The sequence below is a fragment of the Candidatus Binatia bacterium genome (genome assembly GCA_026415395.1).
GTDB lineage: Bacteria > Desulfobacterota > Binatia > HRBIN30 > HRBIN30 > HRBIN30.
On the sequence record JAOAHD010000003.1, the window covers coordinates 287,177 to 309,536 of the forward strand.

Genomic DNA, 22,360 nt, shown 5'->3' on the forward strand with positions numbered 1-22,360 from the left:
CAGGCACCTAACGCGGCTGGCAGAGAAACGGTGCCGCAGGTCCAACACGAGAAAAGGAGTGTTCTCCATGCTGCCGTTGGTCGGAATCATCATGGGGTCTCGGTCCGATTGGGAGACGTTGTCGCACGCTGCCGACACGCTTGACGAACTGGGCATTCCCTACGAGGTGCGCGTTGTGTCCGCGCACCGCACGCCAGATTTACTTTTCGAATACGCGGCGTCGGCAGAAGCCCGCGGGCTGGAAGTGATTATCGCCGGTGCTGGTGGTGCTGCGCATCTCCCGGGAATGACCGCGGCGAAAACGCTCCTTCCCGTGCTGGGGGTTCCCGTAGAATCCCATGCGCTTCACGGCCTCGACTCTTTGCTGTCCATCGTGCAAATGCCGGCCGGTGTACCGGTTGGCACGCTGGCCATCGGCAAGGCTGGCGCCATCAACGCTGCGCTGCTTGCTGCTGCAATCGTTGCCAATCGGCACCCTGAGTTCCGCGCTGCGCTGCAAAAGCACCGAGAGGAACAAACGAGCGCTGTGTTACGCCATCCGGACCCGCGTAAGCCGGAGTGAGCGAGCGCATAGGTTGGAGGTGTGCCGTGCCAGTTGTCGGTGTTCTGGGTGCCGGCCAGTTGGGGCGCATGCTCGCGCTTGCCGGCTACCCCTTGGGCTTGCAATTCCGCTTTTTTGACCCTGCGCCCGAGGCGCCTGCGGAGGACTTGGCCGAGCGGATGGTGGCCTCGTTTGAAGACACTGCGGCGCTCCGGGATTTTGCAAAGCAGTTGACGGTGGCGACCTACGAATTTGAGAATGTTCCTGTCTCTGCATTAGAAGAGGTTGGTCGCTTTACGCGCGTTAGCCCTTCACCGCAGGCGCTCGCTGTTGGCCAAGATCGTTGGCGCGAAAAGCAATGCTTCGAGCGAGCGGGGATCCCGGTTCCGCCATATGCGCGGGTAGACAGCCGCGCGGATTTGGAACGGAGCCTAGCGCATGTTGGTCTCCCGGCCATGCTCAAAACGCGAACCATGGGCTACGATGGCAAGGGTCAGGCACCGATCCGCTGCGAAGCAGACCTTGAAGAAGCATGGCGTCGTTTAGGGGGGCAGCCGTTGCTCCTGGAACGGCTGGTGAACTTCGAGGCCGAGGTTTCCATCCTTGCTGTGCGCAGTCGCAGCGGGAACACGGTCTTTTATCCGCTGGTCGAAAATGTTCATGGCGAGGGCATCTTGCTGCGGTCGCGGGTTCCAGCGCCGTGCGGCAATGCAGAACTCGAACAACAAGCCCGGGAATATGCTCGAGCAGTGTTAGAAGCGCTGGACTACGCCGGCGTCCTGGCGATCGAGTTCTTTGTCGAAGGTGGCCGCTTGTTGGCAAACGAGATGGCCCCACGGGTGCACAACTCCGGGCACTGGACGATCGAGGGCGCGGAAACGAGCCAATTCGAAAATCATCTCCGTGCGATCTTGGATTGGCCCCTCGGCAGTACGGCACTCCGCGGTCCCAGCGTGATGTACAACGTGATTGGTTCTCCGCCTCCAATCGAGCGGGTCTTGGCCATCCCGGGGGTTCACCTGCACCTTTACGGGAAGTCCCCGCGGCCGCGACGGAAGCTGGGCCACATTACAGTCACTGCCGCCGAGGAAGAAATCCTTAGGCGGCGCGAATCGGAGCTGGCCACGGTGTGGGTTAGGCAAGCTTGCTGAAGCGCGAAGTCGCGAGCAGTGCCCCGGGCTCTTGACCGGCAAGTGGCAATAGAGCCGTTCATGACAGACTAGGCGCCGTGAACCTTCCCTTTCAGCCGCCAGAGTCGGATGAAAGAAGAGACCGGATGTACAAACACGGTGGAACATGCCTGAGCCAATGGTCGTGGGCATTGACATAGCCGGACAGACGTTCCTGGTGCCGTTTGGGCTGGGAAGCCCGGTGAAGAGGTTTTTGAACAACCGCAATGGCCGCAAGACACTGCTGAGGCGGCTGCGTCGCATGGCGGTGGAGCTGATTGTGATGGGGCCCAAAGAAACACTGGTGCGCGATCTGGTCGGCACACGCGAGGCTGCGGGATTCAACCCGACCATCGTCGATCCTGGGCAGGCATAAGATTTCGCCAGGGACATGGGGTATGTGGGCGAGGCGGATCGGCCTGGTGCGCAGGCGCTGGCCGAGCTCGCGCAGGTGTTGGTCCGTCACCCGAGCGGGACCGCTTCATTCACCCCCTGCCCGCGGCCCAGCAGCGAAGAGTGTGTTGGCTCGGCGCCCGGCGCCGTGTGCTCATGAATCTCTACCGGGTCTAGTCGCAGGGGCTTGAGCGCGGCCACCCAACCGTGCCCTTCGTACAATCTAGCATCAAGCGATCGGTCGCGTTCTTCGGCGAACGAGTCAGAGACATCGAAGCGCAATTGGACACGCACCTGAAGAGCTCTCATGTGGATCTGACAGAGCCGCTCGCTCAACTGCCCCGCGGCGGCTCGGTACCGAGCCCGCATTGATCCCAGATCCCCGCGGATAGCCCGCGTACGCTAGGATCAAAATCCACACCGCGACGCCAAGCACGTGCGAAGCACGGGTACCATCTCCGACGGGCGGAGGAGCGCGTGGTTCTTCTTCACTCCGGAGACAGGTCCACCGCGTACCACTCGGCGGCGCTAAAGGGCGACCTGAAGGGCAGCAATCATCAGGTCCTCGTCCCCTTTTGCCGAGCCACCCACTTCAAAGTGACTGTGATTGAGCTGGATCTTTGCGAAGTAATCATCGAACAGGAAATTGAATCCGACCGTGGCTCCTAAGGTCAAGTTGCTGTCAGTTTTGAGATCCGGATCGAAGCCTTCCCAGCGAGCTACTGGCTGGAGGTCGAAATTGACCTTCGCGAGACGCAGTCCGCGGAAACGATATCCCACAGAAACATACGAGCCCTCTTTCGCAACAGCGCCATCGTGCGCACGAATGTACTCGCCTTTCAAGAACACCGGGTCGTAGTCGACTTAGAACTCCGCCCCGGTGTGGTTCTTTCGAATCTTTGTCGGCCCGAACCAACCATCGTAGCGAGAGCCCCCGGACGTGGAGCCAGCGAAAAGGTTTTAAAACTAGCCGCTCACCGATGTCTTTCCGATCGTTTTTGTCCGCAGCACTAGGTCCCTCGCCGTTGAACAACCTGACCGTGTACACGACGTAGAGCCACTCGCCAGTCAATTACACACCCGGCTCTCGGAAGTCGCCGAAGCCCCGTTGACCCTGAAAAGTTGCGCCGCTGACGATCGCCCGTTCGGCAAAGTCCAGCTTGGCTGAGGACTCGAGCCCCTCCATGCTCACTGGAATCTTTTTTTGGCCGACTTCAATGATGTAGTGCGGGATGAATTTGAGGATGACGATGAGGTCCTGCAGGATTTTCGAGTCGCTCTTGGGTTGTGAGAGCGTCACCTTCTCGCTGCCGACGATAATTGTTTTGTTCTCGCTCAGGGCCTTGGCGAGGTCGATCAAAACTGCGTAGCCGAATGTGTCGGTAAGCGAGCCCTTTAAGTCGATTTCTGAGCGTCGCAACCGGAACTCATCTGGGTCGAGCTCGCTGTGGAGTCCCCACACCTGGAGGAGGCCACTAATTGTCGCGGTGCCACGACCGATTCGAAGCTCGAACGGCGCTGGGGGCTTTGGGGCCGATGGGGTCGGAGGGGACTGTTCCGCACTGACCTCGGCCGCTCTCTCCCGTTGCCGCAGTTCTTGCTTTAGCTCGTCGAGCTGTTGCTGGAGCCTCTTATAATCCTGGCGCTTTCTCTCCAGCGCCTGGAGGCGGCCACGAAGATCTTCCTCAGCCGAGGAGGTTCTTGACGGCAGCCCAACCATTAGGAAGAAAATCCACGCGAACACCAGCACGCACATGGGTCTCGCTCCTTTCCTTCGTCCTCGTGGCCCACGCCGCGTACAGCGGTGGCCGCCTTTGGCTACGTCCTCTGGGCCCGGGCTGGTGGCGGCGGTCCTGTCCACTCTGCCGCGGTAAACACCGACGCAGCGCTTCGTCGGCGGTGTCTCGCGAGGTCTCCGTTACCAACCGAACCGGTGAGTCGTAGAACGACACGCTACCTCCGACCAAGTCCTGCAGGCACACGTTCCCGAGGTGGGGGTCCACCGCCATGGCCGCGTTGGCGTGCACTCCGGTGCCGCGGCGTGGGTCGCCGGGCACCCGGGCTCCGTCGATCCACGCATCAGAGGCTCCGTATGCCCAGTGGCCCTGCCCAAGCGAAAAGGAAATGACGCCAGGGCGAATCCCCTGGATTACCTGTACCCGTCCGACCATGGGCTTCTCACCGAAATTTGGCAGCTCCCAAACTCCCGACGGATTCGACTCCGACACCACACGAACAAGATCTCCGTTTTTGAGGCCCAGGCGTGCTGCATCCTTGGCGTTCACAAGAATGGAGTTTTCCGGATACAGCTCGCGCAGCCACGGGTTCCCTGGCGTACGACTCTTGGTGTGGAAGATCTCCCGGCGTGTAATCAGATGAAGGTCGCCTTCCTTTGTCACGAGTGGTCGGCCCCGGCTGTCCGCGATTGGCAAGTGGATCGCCAGTCCGAGTAAGGGCTTGCCGGTCACCGAGTTTTTCGTTTTGGCCACCTTCTCGCATTAGAGGTTGATTTGCTTGCCGTACTTGTTCTTGACCTTCTCGCCGTCGAAGGCCTCTTCGTAGTTTTGGTACCGGCCACCGCGGTTGAGCACGTAGACCACGCGCCTCCAATGTGGGCCTACGGCGGCCCGCCACTTCCGAATGTCAAGCACGCTCGGGGTTAATGCCGCCTGGCTGCCTCGAAGATGCGCAGCTCCTCGTCAGATGCCTCGGGTACGGCGTCGGAGCCATCGCTGCTTTCCCCAAAGGCAAGGTTTGCCACCATCCGGAGGTAAAAATCCTCTGGCCGCTTAAAATCCTCGCCAGGACCAAAACCGTCCGGGCCGAAACCCGGTAGCCCCATCCTCTCAGCGACGACCAACATGAACGCCTCAAGGGAAGTCGGCATCTCTTCGCCAAAGACTTTCACAGTCTCCGGGATGGGCGGGATGGCCGGTTGTCTGACCGGTTGCACCTTCCAGATGTTGTTCGGGTGCGACCCGTGGAACTCCCACCGCTCATAGAACGAGAGGTCCGGGATGATGTAGTCCGCGTACATCGAGGACTCGCCGATTGTGATATCCGAGGCGATGAAAAGCGGCAGCTTGTCGACGTCGGCCAGTACCTCGATTTGCGTGTTGCCGGCTGGAAGCGCGTACCCGGGCGTGCCCATGTATAGGAGCAAGCACTTGATGGGATCCGGGTACTGATCGTGAACTGACGGCCGAAGCTCCTGGTAGATGTCGGTTGCGTGGGGAAACCAAGGCCGCTTTGCGGGATACTTCCCTGTAAACAGGGTCGTCTCCTCGTACTTCTTCTCGCGGAGCAGCCCGAGGCCGAAGGGCTTGGCCTTTTTCGGGTGCATACCATCGACGAAGTTGAACGGGCCCTTGGCCTTGCCACCCATGAAGTCGTACGTGGATGCCTTCACCATTCCCCCACGCCTATCGTAGTTCCCGATGAGAAGGTTGAGCGCGTTCCACGCCAAGCAGTTGTAGAAACCGTTGGTGTGCTGCGAGACACCACGGTGTATATCGGCGGCCGCCCTCTTGCCATGAGACGTGAACTCTCGGGCTAGGTCGACGATGTCTTGCTCAGCGATGCCGCAGATTTCTGCCCACTCCGCAATGGTGTGGGTACGGGCCTCGTCGAACAGAAGCTGCAAGGCGGTTTTGACCTTGTGGCCGCCGACCTCGCCGTCGACGAGCAAGTCGCCGTGAACCGGGTTCTTCTCGTCGTTCGGATCGAAGAGCAAGGGCTCGCCCCCCCGAAAGCACCACGAAGGGGTCGAACTCATACTCGACCGTCTCCCCGCGAACGTTCGCAGTGCGTTTCTCCTTCGTCAGGCCGAGGTCGGACGCACGCAGCAATGCGCCGGGCTTGCCGTCTTCGACTTTCACGAGCCAGCAGGCATTCGACCAGGTCGGCTCCCCGTCTACGAGGGCTGCGGCCTTGTTGGCGTTGGCTAAGTAGCGTTTGTCGTGGCGCTCGTGACCGAGGATCCAGCGGATCATGCCGAGCGCGAGTGCGGCTTCGGTCCCTGGCTTTGCCGGAACCCACTTCCAAGCCTTGGCTGCAGTCTTCGATAAGCGCGGATCAACGACGGCGAACTTGAGACGCCCCTCTGTGAGCCCGGTCGTGATGTGAGGTGTGCGCAGCGGAGGGCAGTTGGCCTCGAAGGGCGAGGAACCGACAAAAATTATGAACTCGCTGGCACTCTGATCTGCTTGCCAGAAAAACTTTTCGCCGCCGAACCAGGTGGCCTCCCTCTTCTTCTCGTCGAAGCCGTTCTGTTCCGACATGGCCTTGCCCGCAAAGTAGAGCGAGCCCTGGCAAACAGCGGTGTGGCCGTGGAAGTTCACCGAGCCAAGCCCTTCTTGCACGAATCTCTTGAAGAACTCCGCTCGACCAGATTCCAGCTGCCCGTGGATCCACAAAAACTGGTTGTTTTTGGGCCCCAGGTTTGGGTGCTCTGGATCGATGAGAAGCCCTAGGTGGTCTTTGAACCGCTCCTTGAACTCAGCGACTTTTTGCTGCTTGGCCTCTGGCGTCGTGGCATGCCAGAGCTGCTCCACCGCCTTTCCCATTTCCGCCGCAAGGTGCGGATCACGCAGAGTCCAAAGATCCTTGAGGCCTTCGACGTGACGGTTCTCCTCACCAGGCACGTAGGCAAAGAGCTTCCCTCCTTCGACGATCTCGGCAACGGCCTGATGGAAATCGATTGTGTGAAATCGCATGGATCCCCGCGGCCCGTCGCGCTTCAAGACTTTATGGATCCGATAGGGGTCGTAGACGGTGAGGAGCCCAGCTTGGCCCTTGGGGCAGATGGCTCCCTCGATGCGAGCGGCCTCGGTTGCCGGCGTCTCGTAGGGCAGGTGAGGCGTCCGCGTGCACGGCGCATACGGATTGCCGTCGATCTTCACCACGGTGCCCTCGTCGATCTTCAGCTTTGTCGGGCACCCCGTGTTGCAGCCCAGGCAGACCGTGAAGATCTGGTTTTCCGGGTCGTTGCGGTGGTACTCGATCCGGTCGGATCCGACGGCCTGCCTAGAAGAGTCTGTAGCCGGGGCTTCTGCGGCCCTGAGGAGGGGCGTGATGCCCAGCGCCGCTCCGCTCTTGATGAAATCACGACTGCTCTTTTTCATGCCCCCCTCGAGCGGTAGGAACGTTCGGGCAGCGAGAAACAACCACACCGCAAGTGCAAACGTGCCACCGAGCACTCCCCACTCCACAGCGTTCGGGGTGTAGCCAAGAGCCCAGCGCGCGTGGTGGTACGCTTCGGGCAGGGCATCAAAGACCGGTTGAATTTGCGCGGGGATCACTAGATTGAGCCTCGCCCCGAGAACGCCGAACACCATGAGCAGGCCAGCAGCCCCAAGGGCGGTGATGCTCGATCGCGTACGCGAAAGCGCCACAAGGGGAACGGGTACGAGAAAGCCGAAGCCGAGCTGAACGAACCAGAACACCCACCAATAGGGGCCGAAGAGGGTCAGTTTCCATGCCGTGGCCTCGTGGGGAACATTCCCATAAAGGGTCACAAGGACCTTGGATGTCAGCAGTAAAAGGTCGAACGAGAGGATACCGAGCGACATGCGGGCCAAGTCCCGCACGAGCACCAGTTTCCGATCGGGCGCGAGGCGGGATGTTGCCGCAACGAGTGCGGTGAGCAGCGCGCCGCCCGAGTCAAGCGCGGAGACTAGGAACACAATTGGGAAGAGACCGCTGAACCATGCTGGACGCGCCTTGGCAACGGCGAAGATCGAGCCCACGCCGCCGTGTACCACGATCGCAACCGGGATCCCGACAATGCCGAGCACCTTGAGCCAGAAGTGATCCCGGACACGCGAGCTCTCGTCCATTCGCCGCGAACCGAAGGCCAACCATCGACAGAGACGAGGGCTCGAACCGCGCTCGACCAATCGCACGCGTAGCGCCAGGTATAACTCGACGAGGACGACTACGATTGTAAACGTTGTAAAACAGTCCCATCCATGCCATCAGCGACGTTCGGTTCCAACTCGCCAGCACCTTGTAGACCCGTTCCGGGTGCCCGAGGTCCATCACGATCAGAAACTCGCCCAGCAGCAAGCACGCAACGGCTTGGAGAAGCGCCAAGGGTCCGACTGGCTCTAGGCGCTTCACGCCAAGAACATACACGAGCGTCGACAGCAAAAAGGAGCCTGCTGAGAGCCCGAGAAAGAAGATATAGCCAGCTACCCACAAACCCCACGGAACGTGCTGAGTGGTGGCGAGCACACAGTGACCTTTCACCAAGGCCGAACTCAGAGCCCAGAGGCCGACAACGGTGAGCGCAGTGACCACGACTAGACCCAGGAACCGCAGAGAGACTGACCCGCGCTGTGACGTTTCCCGATCTCATCGCTCTCCCTCCCCTCGCATCACGTGAGGTAGTACACGGCTGGCTCGTTCCCGAGCTCCTCCTTGAGTCGCAGATGGCTGCGCTTCGCCAGGAGCTCTCGAAGAGTCTCGCCGTGCAGCCGGCACTTGCCTTCCGGGTCAGCGAGGTTTCCGAAGTGGATTGCTCGCCCAATACAAGTTTCGGCACAGGCCGGATTCAGGCCATTGGCGAGCCGGTGCAAGCAGAAGGTGCACTTGCGCTCGTTCCCCGACGGAGACTTTTTCGGGTCACGCCGGCCATACTGGCCATACTCGGGCGATGGGTGCCGTTCGTGCGGAGGCAGTTCCGGTGCGTAGGTCTCGCCATAGTCGAACGAGCGTGCGCCATACGGACAGGCCGCGACACAATATAGGCAACCGATGCACCGATCATAATCGATGGCGACGATCCCGTCGGGCCGGTGATAAGTTGCTCTCGTTGGGCAAACCACAGTTCAAGAGGAATTCCCGCACTGCATGCAAGGCCGCGGGATGAAGCGGCGGGTAACGAATGGAAACTCGCCGATCTCCTCCTCCATCGCGACATTGTAAGCCACACCCGGCGGGGTGTGATTCTCAGCTTTGCACGCCACCGTGCAAGCCCTGCAGCCGACGCAGCGTTTGAGATCGATCACCATTCCCCAACGCACCCGCCGCCGCTCGGGGTCTTCGCCTCGGCGCGTGCATCCCGCGACGCCCGCTAGCGCCAGCGCCGTGACCGCCACAGCGCCGATGTTCCGCAAAAACTTTCGTCGATCGACAGCCGACGGAAATTCTGCTGCGAGCACCTGCCTGGCAGCATCTCCCGCACAGCACGATCCATTTTCTCCTCAAGACGTTGGAGCAGCGGTTGCGGCACCGGTTGCCGCTCCGGGTTGAGAGCTAGAGCTCGTTGCCAATCGAGGGCCGCCCCGACGATGTCGCCTGCGGCCACGCGTGCAGCCGCACGGTCCGCATAAGCCGCATCGAAGCTTGGGTCGAGCTCGATCGCCGTCGACCAGTCCTCAATCTCCCCTTGCAGGTCGCCGAGTTGCGCGCGCGCCCATCCCCGACGGTGGTAGGCAATCGGGTTACAGGGGTCCAGCGCTATGACTTGAGTCCAGCACATCACGGCGCCAGCGAAATCGTTCGCCACCTCCCGCCGGGTGGCCTCCTCCCACAGCTCCTCTACGTTCGATCGGGCCCTCTCCCCCTGGGGCGGCTGCAACCTCTCGTTCCGGGTAACCATGGCGATACCTCCCTGAAGTCAGGTTGCCGTGTCGAAGACGATGCGGCTTTCCCTAGGTGGGCTACATTTGGGCTGAACAGCGCGCGTTGCGCTTGCTGATCAGCCGCCGAAACCTGCCCTGCCGGCCTAGAAATCCACCCATCGCTGTGCCCGTCACTCCTTCCGAGCGACTACATTTGCAATCGGGGAGCCATCAGGGCGGAAGAAAATCGCACTGCTGCGGTCATCCGCCGAGCCACGAGCAATTTTCCCAAAAATCCGCAACTTCGCGCAGGGTTCAAGCTTTCTGCGCAATTGCTCGGCTGCAACGCTTTTCTCAGAATTGGGATTGTGTCCGATGCGATTTTTGAGCCGATAGAAGTAACGGTAGCCACGGGTGCGTGAGTAACTTCCGGCCTTGGCTGGGATGGCGCTCTCGGTAGCGCCGGGTAGTGAGTGGTAGGGAGGGCCTGTCGTAAACGCAGTTCTCGGAGCGGCCCCTGGAACCGTCAGGCTCTCGGGCGAACCGCTTCGTAGGCTGCAATCGCTTCCGGGGACAGGTAGTCGCGAATTAGGCGGCGGAACTCGCGCAGGGCACGGTTTGCGCCAGGAAACTCACGCTCGTCCACCCACTCGTCCCCAATCCATGCATCAAACGCCGGTGTCTCGCCTAAGGTCAACTCGAGGATCCGTTCGCCGATCCGATCGCCAGTAACCAAAAGTCGAACATTGCGACCGCAGTCCACAATCACTCCGCGCGCGTACGGTGGCAACACAACCATGTTGCGGACCCGATCCAATTCACGCTGTGGGAAGCGCCGTTCCGTGAAGTGCACCACCTTCCACTCACCGGGCCCTGGGGAAGCCTCCAGAAGCACCTTGAGGTTGTTGTCCGTCAACCGCTCCCGCGCGGTTTCTTGTTCGAAGCCCTTCGCCACCTCGTAAAAGCGCATTCCGGCGGGCCCACCGGGCCGGCGGCCGCGGATCTTCTCCGCACGGGTTGTGTCGACCCACCACTTGCGGGCAACAATCGCGTCTTCGGTCTTGGGATCGCTCATAGACATCAATGTTTGGTTTTGGCGCGGGTGCCTGGGCGAGCCTTGCGTGAATTCCCGTTCGCTCCGTTCGTCACGCCCTGGACCATGCGTTTGGCAAACAGGTCAGCCTTCCGCTCCGCATCCGCCCAGAGGACATAATGGCCGAGTTCGTGGTAGACGGCTGCAATCCACTGCCGTTCCGAATTGTATTTGCGGCCATTTTTCCAATTCTCCGGGTGAACCAAGTGAATTTTGCCATCCTCATAGGTCTTCCCTACGACTTTGCCCCAGTCGAGGTACTCGAACCATTCCACCTTCGGTGGGCGGAGGTGGTAGAACTTGCTGACCAAGCGGATTGCGCGCCGGAATTCTGACTCTTTATGAGTTCGAAAAAACGTTTCCAGATGCCGGTGAATGATTCGGCGGTCTCGCAATGGAGGGAGGATCATCCGCATAACCCAATACCCGCGTTGCACGTGTAAAAGCCGCTTCGAAAGCTGTCAATCCAGGAGTTCGCGGTTGCTAGAGTCGTTACCCCGAGGACGCTAAACGGGAAGTCGATGTACCCGATAATTTTGCAGATCGGGCCAGTGACGATTTATTCGTTTGGCCTCATGATGGCGATTGCCTTTTTGGTTGCCGGCTTTCTGACCAGCAAAGAGCTGGTGCGCAAGGGCTACCCCGGCGAGCTGGGCTCCAGCCTCGTGGTGTGGGCCGCCTTGGGTGGGCTCGTGGGGGCGCGGTTGTTCCTGTTCGTCGAAGATCCCAGCGCGTTTTGGCAGCACCCGTTGGGCACCCTTTTCAGCGGTTCGGGTTTTGTTTGGTACGGTGGTTTATTTGGCGGAATGGTCGCGACCTATGTGGCGGTACGCCGCGCCGGGGCCCCCTGGCTCCGGGTGGCGGACGCTGCTGCACCGTCGCTAGCGTTGGGGCACGCCATTGGCCGAATTGGATGCCAGTTGGCTGGGGATGGGGATTGGGGAAAGGTGACCACGGTTCCCTGGGGCATGGCGTATCCAAAAGCGATTATCGGATGGCCCTATCCTCCGGGCGTGGTTGTTCACCCGACTCCGCTTTACGAAGCGGCAGCGTACAGCTTGATTTTCTTGATCTTGTGGATGCTAAGAACGCACGAACGTCCAGCGGGGTCGCTCCTATGGGCCTATTTCGTTCTCGCCGGTACGGCTCGTTTCTTCGTGGAGTTTCTGCGGATCAATCCCATTTGGTGGCTCGGCCTCACGCAAGCGCAATGGATTAGCTTGAGCCTGGTCATTGCCGGGGCGGTGGGGTTGGTGTGGCCGGCTGTGGTGAGCTTGGGGGCCCGAAAGAGCCGTGGCACCCTATGAAGCAGCGGATCCTTTTGCCGGTGTTCGTGGCCGGGGCGTTGTTGTTTGCCCTGGTCCTCGTCTTGCAAAGCCAGCGTCGGGAGCGGGCTCGTTTTGCAGCACCCTCCTTTCAGGTGCAGACGCTCGACGGCCGCACTGTACGGCTGGAGGACTACCGCGGACGAGTGTTGTTTCTAAATTTCTGGGCAACTTGGTGCCCCCCGTGTCGGGAAGAGATGCCGTCGATGCAGCGCGTGCATCAACGCTTCGCGCAACGCCCATTTGCAATGCTGGCCATCAGCCAAGACGCCTCGCCGGAACCAGTGCGGGCTTTCGCGAACAGTTTACGCCTGAGCTTTCCGATCGGCCTGGATCCGAAGGGGGAACTGCCGGAACGCTACGGTGTGACCGGCTTTCCTGAAACCTTCATCATCGACCCGGAGGGCAAAGTCGTCCGCCACGTCGTTGGCCCGCTCGAGTGGGACGATCCCGAGGCGATCGCTTACCTGGAGGAGGTGATTGCCTCGGCCGAGCGCGCGCCCCAGGACGGGGCGGGCAGGCGTTAACGCGGCTGAGCGTGCAACGCATGGCGGCGCAGAGAAGCATGGCGGCGTTCGTACTGGCAATTGCAGCCGCCCTCTCACTCGTGTTTCCACCGCGATCGGCTCGGGCTCAGAATTTCACGCTTCGATACATCGTATCTTTAGAGAACTCACGGGAACCGGTCGTTTCTGTGCGCTGGGAACTCGCAGGCATTGACGAAGTGCAGGAGATTTCGCTCCGCTTTCGCGGCCCATCTCCAAGGGAGCTAAAAGCCACGGGAATTTTGCTCCAAGAAGGCGAGCGTTGGATTTGGCGGCCCACTCAACCATATGCTCGGCTGTTCTATCGAGTGGACGTCAACTCACGACGCGGATCGCAGCAGCGCTTCGACAGTTACCTCGCGAGCAATTGGCTCGTGTCGCACGCGCGTCAACTTTTCCCGTTGGTAGGAGTGACCTACCGGGCGCCGTACGGTGCGCCGGCGGCGTATTCCAAGCTGCGGTCGCGGGCAACGCTTGCATTTCAAATGCCGCCGGGCTGGCGTTGTGTAGCGCCCTACGCCGCGCGGCAGCAAAACGTGTTCGAGCTCAGCGGCCGGCGCTCTTTTCTTACTCCACGAGGGTGGTTTGCCTGTGGTCATCTCGAAAGCGAGGCGCGGGAAATTGCCGGCGTGCGAATCGAACTTGCGCAAGTGGGCGGCGTGGCTGGCGACCGCGAGGAAATTTTTACTTTTCTTGAAGCCACCTTCCCGTTGCTTCATCGTCTCCTCGCAGGAGACACAGCTCGCATCTTAATCATCCGAGCCCCGGACCCGATGTGGCATGGCGGAATCAGCGGTGAAGGATCCCTTTTTTTGCATGCCAAGCGCCCCGTTCGCGATCCAGACAGAACTTCGGCGTACCTGCACGAGCTGTTTCACGTCCTACAGCCGTTTAAGCCTGCTGCCGATGCGGATTGGCTCGTCGAGGGACTTGCCGAATTTTACTCCCTAGAGCTGCAGCGCCGTGCTGGGCTGCTGGATGAAAGAGGCTTCAAGAAGGGCCTCCGGCTGTTCGAGCGCTATGGTTTGTGGAACGTGGACCTGCGAAGACAACATGACAATCCGGCAACAAACAATAGTGCGCCATTGGTTCTTTATGCGTTGGACCAACGGATTCAGCGCCTCACTGCGGGCAAAGCCCGGCTCGACGACGTGTTGCGACGGCTCGCCGAGAGCCAATCTCGTGTCGATTCGGCTACGTTTCAGAGCACTGCAGAGTCCGTTGCGGGTGCGTCGCTCAAACGCTTCTTTGAGCGATACGTCTTCGCCGGGCAAGTTCCCCAGCTCAACCGTGTCGATTGAACAAGGGTGCAACCCGAGAGAGTGGGCGGAGCGCTCGAACCAGAGAGATCCTGAACAATAAGCGAGGGGACAATGATTGACGGGACTATTTTGTGGCCGCTCGTGGTCATTCTACTTTTGATCTTGGCCAACGGCGTCTTTTCGGCGGCAGAGATTGCCATTGTGACCGTGCGTGAAAGCCGGTTGGTGCAACTGGCCAAAGAGGGCCGTCCAAGCACCACGGTAATCTTGGAACTCAAACGGCAGCCCAGCCGGTTCCTGGCGACCGTTCAGGTAGGAGTGACCATCGTAGGCTCCATGGCCTCTGTACTAGGTGGCGCTTACGCCGCCACACGTCTGGCCTCGGTGTTAGAACACATTGTGCCGCCGGCGCTGGCTCCCTGGACACCGACTGCGGCCCTGGCCGGCATGGTTGCAGTGATCTCTTATCTTTCCCTTGTGGTCGGAGAACTCCTCCCCAAGTCTTTAGCGCTGCGCAATCCAGAGCGAATTGCCTTCGCTACCGTTCACGTCATCCGCATCCTCGCAGCGGTATCCGCACCGCTCGTTCGGCTCCTCACGCTTTCCACCGATACTCTGCTCAAAGTCCTCGGCGTTCCTACCCGCACCGCAGAAGTTTTCATCACCGAGGAGGAGGTGAAACACATTGTGCAGGAAGGAGCTCGTCACGGCATCTTCGATGAAGCCGAACGCCAACTGATTCACAGCGTGTTCGAGTTTACCGACACCTCGGTGCGAGAGGTGATGGTACCGCGCTCAGAAATTCATGCACTGGAGGAAACCACCGCCCTGAATGAGGCACTGTGCAAGCTTGTGGAAACCGGTTTCTCACGGATGCCAGTCTACCAAGGCGATCTCGACCACATCGTGGGCATCGTTCATCTGAAGGACATTTTGCGGGAACTCGATAAACCGAAGCCAGTTTCACTTCGAGAAATTGCCCACCCGGCCTTTTTCGTGCCCGACTCCATGCAAATCAGCGATCTTTTGCGGGAGTTGCAGGCACGCCGGGTACACATGGCGGTGGTCGTAAACGAGTTTGGAACCGTTGTCGGCCTAGTGACAATCGAGGACTTACTTGAAGAGATCGTTGGCGAGATCCGCGACGAGTTCGACACCGATGAGGAACAACCGATTCAGGAAATGCCTGATGGGTCGCTGCTCGTGCAGGGGTCCCTTTCTCTCGACGAACTGACCGAACGCTACGATCTGCCGTTCCGGAGCACGCCGGATTACCGCACGGTCGCGGGTTTGGTTTTGGCCCGTTTCAAAAGGTTTCCAAAAGGCGGTGAAGCGATCGTCGAGGGACCTTACAAAATGACCGTCGTCGTGCTCGACGGGCGCAGGCTGCGGAAAATCCGCATCGAGGGACCCATCCGCAAACGCGCCGAGACGCGCTCGTAGTTTCCGCGCCTCCGTGGTCTGTGCGAGCGCTAATCCAGCCTAGACAAAGCCCCCGGGCAGCGGAACGCAAGGGAGTTCTCATGACGTGCGATGGTGCTTGCGAACTGCCCACCAGGATGCGACAGGCCCACCACTGCCCCAACAGCTCTATCCTGGCCGAGCGAGGATAGTAGGAACAAGCGGGTCCTGCGACCACGCCAGCCCCCAGTCGCGAGCTGGCGAAGTCTTTAGAATAAGGTGCCAATCGTGAAGTGAACGGCCCCAAACGCCTCGCCTCGGCGCCGATCGAGCTTAATTCCGTAGTGCAGGGCTAACGGCCCCACCGGAGTCTCGTAAAGTAGACCCATGCCAGCAGACCGACGAAAATCCTCGAGCGAAATCGATCGATCCTGTAGGTAAACCCCCCCTGCGTCCACGAAGGCCACTCCGATCGCACCCCAGACTAGGGGAAAGCGCAGTTCCGTGTTCACGTTCAGGGAGAGGTCGCCTCCGAGGGGGTTACCACCAGGAAAGACCCGTTTGCCAAGCGCGTCAACAATGGGCGCGCCCTGCGGGCCGATGCTGTTCTCCGAGAAACCCCGAACAGTGGAACGCCCACCAAGGAAAAACCGTTCGCGGATCGGAACAACAGCGCCTGAGAATGTGCGCGCCCAGCCTGCCCGAAGAGCATACAACCAGGTGAGCGACTCACCTAACGGGACGTAGTGGCTGTGGTGCCATTGAAGCTTTGCCAGCGGCTCGTCTGAACCAAGAAAACCAGCGGCGAGCCGAAATCGCACCGATTCGAACACTCCGCGGTGCGGCATAAAGGGATCGTCACGCCCCTCGTATACCAAGAACGGTCCGACACCACCTGTTCGGAGCTGCCCCTCGTCAGCAGGATTGAATACCCGGGCATCTGGTCGCAAGTCGAAAATGCGCGCCTGTTCCCACTGAAATTCCACGCCTGTTAAAAGTGCCGAGCGCCACCTTCGCTCGAGTGCCGGGACGAGTGCCAATCGTTCGATGCTGAATTGATCGACAGAGCGCGTCGCCCGCTGGCCAATGACATTGGTTCGCAGGGTCCAACTGGTCTCCCAGAACTGCGGGTCGCGAAATCCAAGGTCCACTAAGTACTCATTTGGGGCGGTTGCCTGAGCCGGGTCTAGGGCAATATCACCGCGCAACCCAAGTCGTTCACCGCGGTGGCGCAAGTTGATATGCGCGATTTCTCCGAACGCCCGGAAACCGTCGCGCGTGTTGTAGCCACCGCCGAAGCTCACCGACAACGGAGGTCGTTCCTGCACCTGCACCACGACGTCACGAGGAATCTCTCCCGATGTTTTCGCAGTCTCGAACGGCTCCAAAGCATCCACGAATACCCCCCGGAACAAGCCAAGCTGGTACAGGCGAGTTTGCGCATTGGCTAACGACTGCGGAGTCAGCGGCGCGTCGGGTTTCAGCTGAGATTCCCGTCGAACGACCGACGAATGCACCTGTAGGTTACCGCGCACCCGTATTTCCCCCACTCGCTGCAAGGCGCCGGGGTTTACCTCGAACGTCACCGCCGCCAGGCGTTGCAAGGCTTGCTCTTCGATGATCCGCCACGTTCCAGTTACCGTGGCGTCTGCGTATCCAGCGTCGCGGAGGTAACGGGCTACCCGCTCTGCTTCGCGCTCTAGGGCAAAGGGGTCAAACGCACGCCTGAGACGGATCTCCTGCAGAGCTGGCCGGCGGATTCCTTCGGGAAGGCCCGCAAAATCGAGCTGCGCCGTCACTACGGGAAGCCCTTCATCCACCACGATGGTCACATCGATCCGCCCTTCACTGCGGTCGATGTCGATGCGGTAGTCGGTGATTTCCGCATCAACGAATCCGAATTCTCGGTAACGAAACCAAAGCCGTCTTAGGTCCTCCTCGAAGCGCGAGGGCACGAGAAAGCCATGTCGTCGAGGAAACCACGAACGTGGCCCCGTGGACATGACCTCGAGCAGCTTCTTCTCGGAAACCCGTTGACGGCCCTCGAAGGTGACCCGACGGATGGTGAGCAAGGGACCCTCATCGATCACTAAGCGGATCCGTTTTTTGTCGGGGTCGGATCGCTCGACCGAAAGACGCACGGCTACCAGATAATGTCCTCGCTCCTGGTAGAGTTGCTTGGCAACGCGCGCGAGCTGTCTCCACGTTCCGTCCGTGATGAGCAAACGTTCCTTGAGCCGGGCCGCGGCGAGGATTTGGTCCTTTGAGACTCGCCGATTGCCTTCGACAACGATTTCGCAGCGCGGGCCCGGACGGAGAGCCAACCGCAGCGTGCCGGAGATGCTGCTCGTTTCGACGAAGTCGGCTGTAGCTCTGGCCTCGAGATAACCCTGCTCTCTGAGGTACCGTACGGCCGCCTTCTCAACTTCTTTGGCGCTCCGTGCGGTCCACCGCTCACCCGAACGCACGGGCAACGCGCGCAGGAAAGCCTGAGGGTCCGTTATGTCCGCCCCGAACCACTCAATGGTCGTAATGGTTTGTGGGCGTCCCTCGTGGATCCAAATGTGCACTGCGGCCGATTCTGGGTCGCAGGGCTTTGCCTCGACCCGAACCGCCACCTCCGGGAAGCCGTTGTTTCGGTAAAGCGCCGACAGCCGTTGTTCGGAACTCGCCAAGACCTTATCGTCGAGTGCTGTTCCAACCGGCAGCCGTGCAGTTCGCTCGAGTTCGCGGAGCGAGAACGATCGCTGCCCATGAAAGACCACGCGGCTGACCAAGAGCTTTGGCTTCACGGACACAAGCAAGCGCACCCCGCCGTCCTCCGTCCGTGGTGTGAGCTCCACTTCCCGATACCGTGCCGTCGCTTGGATCGCGCTACGAATCCGCGCCTCGGTGTCGGAGTTCCAGTTCTGCGACAAAAACTCCTCGAGCAGGACGTTGAGCTCCCCTTTCTGCCACTCTGGTTCCCCACGCACCTCTACTGATACGAGAGATCGTGGTTGGTGTTCGGGCTCCGCGAAGGCCGGAGCACTGCGCGACAGGGCCACAGCGCAGGCGAACCAGCCCACTGCGGCCCAGAGAATCATGCGTATCAACACGTTCGATCTCCGCCACCCTTAGGGGCAAGCCAAAGAAAACGGCGCGCGGAGAAACTCCACCCGGAACTTAAGGTCTCCGGAAAAAGCACCTGCCGCTTCGTGTGTCGCGCTTTCCCAACCGCCCAGTAGGGAAACACGGCGCGTCAATCGGTATTCCAGTTGAACCGTCTGCCGGGCTTGCGCGCCCACGCTCGTTGATGCCGAGGCATAGAAACGTTCACTGAGCTCTTTACCGACAGTCACGCGTGGCTCCACTGTACCTGTGTCACGAGCTTGAGTGGCAGACAGCTCGAATCGGTCTACCCCCAACCAACGCTGCACGCGTTGTTCTGCCTCGCGCTTGGGAAGCAGGGCAAACGCCGCTCCTGCGGGTGAAAATCCACCCGTTTGCCCCACCATCGCGCGGGTACGACCTGTCGCCAGCAGACTCAGGATGTCTTCCGGTGCTAACGAGGGATCGTCGGCAGAAAATTGTACTCGTGGCCGGTCCGCCTGCCCTGTAACCTGCGCGGTGACGAGGTATTCGGCTTGCGGTGTGGCTACGCGGGTTTCTGCAACAAAATCGAGCCATGGGTTCAAACTCGCAGGATCTCGGAACTCCAGCGTGCCAGCGGTGATCGTGAATGTACGGCCTTGGAACGTCACTTCGCCATCGAGGACCCCGATCCTGCCACCGACCAGTGGTCGACCGATGGTGCCGCCGACCCAGAGATCGAGCCAAAACTCAACTTTGGCGATGTTGTTGTCCAGGAACACATGACCCGGCGAATGGATTTTCAAGTCAAGCCCGACCGGGGTTCGCATCACAGTTTGCACGCGCCTGGGAGCGAAGAGGCGATCTCGCAGCCAGCGCAAGAGGTCTCCGAGCGCAAGATCGCGGTCGTACACGGCATTCAACACCTGGAGATCGCCGGCAACGCTGAGATTGTCCCAGGTGCCGGTAAGTTCGCCACGACCGGACAAGCGCGCCTGGAGGTCGTCACCCCACGAGCCTGCAACGTCGTGCAAAGTCCAGGAGAGTGCCGGCCCAGAGTACAGACCAGCCTGGCCGTTGATCGAGAGTTTGCCATCGCCGACCACTGCCTCGATGACCACATCGCGCACCGACTCGTTTTGCAGTGTCGCGTGCCCTCGAATCGCGCTCAGCGGTGGGAAGCCTTCGATTTCCAAGATGCCGTCCTTCACTGCCAGGCTGCCCTGCGCTTGCCATTCCCCTAGGGATCGGCGTTCGATCCGAGCCCCGATGGTTGCTGCTCCGCTGGCTTCAAGAATTGGCTCTCCGAGCAACTCCAACAGTACAAGGTCGGAAGTGCCGTGAATTTCCGCTTCCATTTCACCATCGATGCGCCCTTTGGCCGCGACTTCGATCTTGGAACCGTCACTTTCGAGTCGCCACGGATCGAGGCGAAAGGTGTCGCCATCCAACTGCAAGTGGAAGGGTATCGTTGCTTCGAGACGATAGGGCTCCCGAGCGAGGACGAACCGGTTGAGTTTGATCTCCGCTCGCTCGACGCGAGGCTGGGCCAGGCGGCCACTGGCGACCGCCTGGCCGGCAGTTTCAATTCGGATCCTGCTGTGCGGCGCGACGACTTGGATCTGAGCTGCCGTCGCCGCGACATCGAAACGGTAGCCTTGACGAGGGTCAACTGTGCCTCGGAGCTGCAACTTTTGATCGAGCGCATCACCCTGGATGGTCCACTGCTTAGGTTCAAAATCGATGTGGATTTTGCCGCTCGCTAACTCGGCCTTATCCACCCGAAGGTCTTGCACCACCACCTCCGCGTTGCCGCGAGGAGTGAACAGCGGCCCGGACCATTCGCCTGCCACCGTCAACTGGCCTCCCACTCCGCGGCGCCCGAGCCCCACGATGGCGTCCAAGCGAATCGGGTCGCCCCTCAGTGCAGCGCGGTCCAACACGTTGCCCTTCCCTTCAGCATTGAGGTGAAGGTTCTCCTTCCCATCGCGCCGCGACAACTCCGCAGCCACTCGCCACTCACCGGTGCGATAGCGTGCCTCACAGCGAAAGCTTGTGATCGGTTCTTGCCAGATGCGGAACTGATTCACCACTGCCTGGAGATCCAGCTCTGCCGAAGAACGTCTTTGCCGGAGGGACAGCTCCCCGCTTACTCGCCCGCGGGAGACCGGGAGCGGATCGCCCCACAACCAAGTTGACGCCCCGGTGAGAAATTCTGCGCTGAAGTCTTTCGCGTTTACTTGCAGTGCGGTTTCGGGCTCTTGCCCTAGGCGCCAAACTCCGCTGACGTTTAAGTGTCCGCCGCGTTGGTCGCTGGCGTCGCAAGTGCCGGAGACTTGCCACTCGGGCGTGCCAACCGCACGAACACCGCAAACGGCTTCGCGTACAGTGCTCTGGAGCAGGCTGACTTGCACTAATCGGAGCGAGGTCTCGATCACCGTGAAACCTTCATGCACTCGCCACGCGCCCCCAACGCGGGCTCGTCCTGTCAGTCCCATGCGTTGACCAAGGGGTTCGAGGACGCTGGCCAAACTCTGCAGGTGATCACTTGCAATTTCTCCGTGACCGGTTTGTTCGTTTTCTCGCCAGCGATGCTCCAACTTAAACTCCACAGCGCCAAGCGCGGAACCAGCGATTTGGATGCCCCCTTCATGCGGGAGGATCTGCCCGGTGGCATTCCAGGCAATCGGCAGCGTCCTGAGCTGGAGCGGCACCGGAACTCGAACCCGAGTCCGGCCTGCGGCGGACCACTGAAGCTGCAGAGGCTTCAAGGGGCCAAGGATCTCACCGGAGAAATTCAACCGTTGCAGCGCATCCTGAGGAACCCGAAGCCCAACGAGCCGGGCTAAATTTCCAGGTGACGACACCCCTCCGCGAGCGGCAGCCGTGAGCTTGGGATGGTCGCCAAGATCGAATGCCACGTCGCCAGAAGCCCGGAGCGTTGCATGGCGAAGCCGAACCCTCTCAAAGCGGAGCTCAGGGCCTTGGCGCACAAACCGACCTCTCAGGTCCGCTCCCTCTATTTTCTCCCAAGAGCCGTTGGTGAGAAAAAAGCGGAAATCCACCACCGGATTCACAACCGGCCCATAGAGTTGGCCGATTCCGCTGAGTGTGCCGCGAACCACCGGGATGTCATCCGAGAACGCGGCCAGGCTTACGGCGTCGATCTTTCCATACACGCGCATGTGGTCACTGTCGATGCGCCGGAGCATCACAGCGCCTTGAGAGCTGCGCAGGCGCCCGAAAGTGATCCCTACGCTTGCTTGCGGGTCCCATTCGCCGTGCACTTCGACCTTTTGGATTGTGAGCCCGTGCGGACCACGTTCCCAACGGACACTGCCGCCTGCAACACGCCAGTCAACCTTCAGCGTGGGAGCCGAGCGCAGCTCGCATTCCAGCGATAGGGAGGCAAACTGCAGACTGGCGCCCTGTTGGCCATAAGGGAATCTCAGATGCCAATGGCGACCAGTCACCATCAAGCTCAATGGCACGCCGAGAAAGAGTTCGCCGCGGTGGGGCGCTCCACCTTTCTCCTCCCCGCCTACGCTACCAGGGGCCATGAGCCCGAAGTCCACGTCGAGCCCATCCACATCCGCGAGCAAACGGAGTGAGCGCGTGGTGAGTGAGCTCTGCCAGTCTACCGCCAGTTCACCACGCTGTACTGCCAGGGCCTCGCCGCATCGCAGGTTGCGCAGGGTCAACCTCCCCAAGGGATCCAAGGCCAAAGCATCGAGAGCGCACTCCCTACCGGTCGCTTGAGCAAGGCGCGTGAGTAAAGCGGTGCGCACCTTGCCTTGGCCTGCGTGGAAAAGCACCAGCACTGCAACGAAAGCGAGAGAGGCGAAGCCGAGGAGGACAAGCCAAACCCAACGGATCCCTCCCGCCACATTCTCAATGCCACGCATCGTCACCATGCCTTGTGTTTGCCGAGCCGCGACTTCCGCACAAGCGCGCTAGAACAAGCTGCCCCTGCTTGCTAGCCACACCGCTCATG

Annotated in this window: 17 protein-coding genes and 2 pseudogenes; 7 read left to right on the forward strand and 12 right to left on the reverse strand. The window is 60.5% G+C overall.

Annotated features, from left to right (window positions below; all coding sequences use genetic code 11):
- Positions 1–67 precede the first annotated feature (67 nt).
- The 3 genes from purE (at position 68) to N3C12_04205 (ending at position 2,086) form a co-directional block, all read left to right on the forward strand.
- Positions 68–562, forward strand: a complete 495-nt coding sequence (purE, locus tag N3C12_04195; GenBank protein MCX8071639.1) for a 5-(carboxyamino)imidazole ribonucleotide mutase — start codon at positions 68–70, stop codon at positions 560–562.
- 26 nt (positions 563–588) lie between these two features.
- On the forward strand, positions 589–1,692 hold the full coding sequence (locus tag N3C12_04200) for a 5-(carboxyamino)imidazole ribonucleotide synthase (protein ID MCX8071640.1): 1,104 nt from the start codon (positions 589–591) through the stop codon (positions 1,690–1,692).
- Positions 1,693–1,837: 145 nt separating this feature from the next.
- Positions 1,838–2,086, forward strand: coding sequence for a hypothetical protein (locus tag N3C12_04205; protein ID MCX8071641.1), 249 nt, complete (start codon positions 1,838–1,840; stop codon positions 2,084–2,086).
- A gap of 86 nt (positions 2,087–2,172) precedes the next feature.
- Here N3C12_04205 and N3C12_04210 read toward each other — a convergent pair whose 3' ends face one another.
- From N3C12_04210 to N3C12_04255, 10 genes and pseudogenes are all read right to left on the reverse strand, one after another.
- Positions 2,173–2,472, reverse strand: a complete 300-nt coding sequence (locus N3C12_04210; GenBank protein ID MCX8071642.1) for a hypothetical protein — start codon at positions 2,470–2,472, stop codon at positions 2,173–2,175.
- A 159-nt stretch (positions 2,473–2,631) separates the two neighbouring features.
- Positions 2,632–2,952, reverse strand: a complete 321-nt coding sequence (locus tag N3C12_04215; protein ID MCX8071643.1) for a hypothetical protein — start codon at positions 2,950–2,952, stop codon at positions 2,632–2,634.
- Positions 2,953–3,175: 223 nt separating this feature from the next.
- Entirely contained in the window at positions 3,176–3,859 is a 684-nt protein-coding gene (locus N3C12_04220; protein ID MCX8071644.1) for an OprO/OprP family phosphate-selective porin, read from the reverse strand.
- Between the two features lie 166 nt (positions 3,860–4,025).
- Positions 4,026–7,226, reverse strand: a pseudogene (locus tag N3C12_04225) (molybdopterin-dependent oxidoreductase).
- A 168-nt stretch (positions 7,227–7,394) separates the two neighbouring features.
- Positions 7,395–8,057, reverse strand: a pseudogene (nrfD, locus tag N3C12_04230) (polysulfide reductase NrfD).
- Positions 8,058–8,480: 423 nt separating this feature from the next.
- Complete coding sequence (locus N3C12_04235; GenBank protein MCX8071645.1) at positions 8,481–8,930, reverse strand: 4Fe-4S dicluster domain-containing protein; 450 nt, start codon at positions 8,928–8,930, stop codon at positions 8,481–8,483.
- A 3-nt stretch (positions 8,931–8,933) separates the two neighbouring features.
- A complete protein-coding gene (locus N3C12_04240) occupies positions 8,934–9,221 on the reverse strand; it encodes a hypothetical protein (protein MCX8071646.1) in 288 nt (95 codons plus the stop codon).
- Positions 9,179–9,706 carry a hypothetical protein gene (locus N3C12_04245; protein MCX8071647.1) on the reverse strand — a complete coding sequence of 176 codons (528 nt, stop codon included), beginning with the start codon at positions 9,704–9,706 and terminating at the stop codon, positions 9,179–9,181. Before N3C12_04245 ends, N3C12_04240 begins: the two co-directional genes overlap by 43 nt.
- 488 nt (positions 9,707–10,194) lie before the next feature.
- Positions 10,195–10,743 carry a hypothetical protein gene (locus N3C12_04250; GenBank protein MCX8071648.1) on the reverse strand — a complete coding sequence of 183 codons (549 nt, stop codon included), beginning with the start codon at positions 10,741–10,743 and terminating at the stop codon, positions 10,195–10,197.
- Between the two features lie 5 nt (positions 10,744–10,748).
- Entirely contained in the window at positions 10,749–11,177 is a 429-nt protein-coding gene (locus tag N3C12_04255; protein MCX8071649.1) for a hypothetical protein, read from the reverse strand.
- Positions 11,178–11,282: 105 nt separating this feature from the next.
- Here N3C12_04255 and N3C12_04260 point away from each other — a divergent pair, with 105 nt between their 5' ends.
- The 4 genes from N3C12_04260 to N3C12_04275 all read left to right on the forward strand — a co-directional run bounded on the left by N3C12_04260 (position 11,283) and on the right by N3C12_04275 (position 15,336).
- Positions 11,283–12,068 carry a prolipoprotein diacylglyceryl transferase gene (locus tag N3C12_04260; protein MCX8071650.1) on the forward strand — a complete coding sequence of 262 codons (786 nt, stop codon included), beginning with the start codon at positions 11,283–11,285 and terminating at the stop codon, positions 12,066–12,068.
- Positions 12,065–12,613: a TlpA family protein disulfide reductase gene (locus tag N3C12_04265; protein ID MCX8071651.1), complete on the forward strand. Its 549-nt coding sequence runs from the start codon at positions 12,065–12,067 to the stop codon at positions 12,611–12,613. Before N3C12_04260 ends, N3C12_04265 begins: the two co-directional genes overlap by 4 nt.
- A gap of 20 nt (positions 12,614–12,633) precedes the next feature.
- On the forward strand, positions 12,634–13,932 hold the full coding sequence (locus N3C12_04270; protein MCX8071652.1) for a hypothetical protein: 1,299 nt from the start codon (positions 12,634–12,636) through the stop codon (positions 13,930–13,932).
- A 72-nt stretch (positions 13,933–14,004) separates the two neighbouring features.
- Positions 14,005–15,336 (forward strand): hemolysin family protein, encoded by a 1,332-nt coding sequence (locus tag N3C12_04275; GenBank protein ID MCX8071653.1) that lies wholly within the window; start codon positions 14,005–14,007, stop codon positions 15,334–15,336.
- 227 nt (positions 15,337–15,563) lie between these two features.
- On the opposite strand, the gene N3C12_04280 is transcribed toward N3C12_04275, so the two are convergent.
- Positions 15,564–18,380: a BamA/TamA family outer membrane protein gene (locus N3C12_04280; protein MCX8071654.1), complete on the reverse strand. Its 2,817-nt coding sequence runs from the start codon at positions 18,378–18,380 to the stop codon at positions 15,564–15,566.
- A 30-nt stretch (positions 18,381–18,410) separates the two neighbouring features.
- Entirely contained in the window at positions 18,411–22,271 is a 3,861-nt protein-coding gene (locus N3C12_04285) for a translocation/assembly module TamB (protein ID MCX8071655.1), read from the reverse strand.
- Between the last annotated feature and the right edge of the window lie 89 nt (positions 22,272–22,360).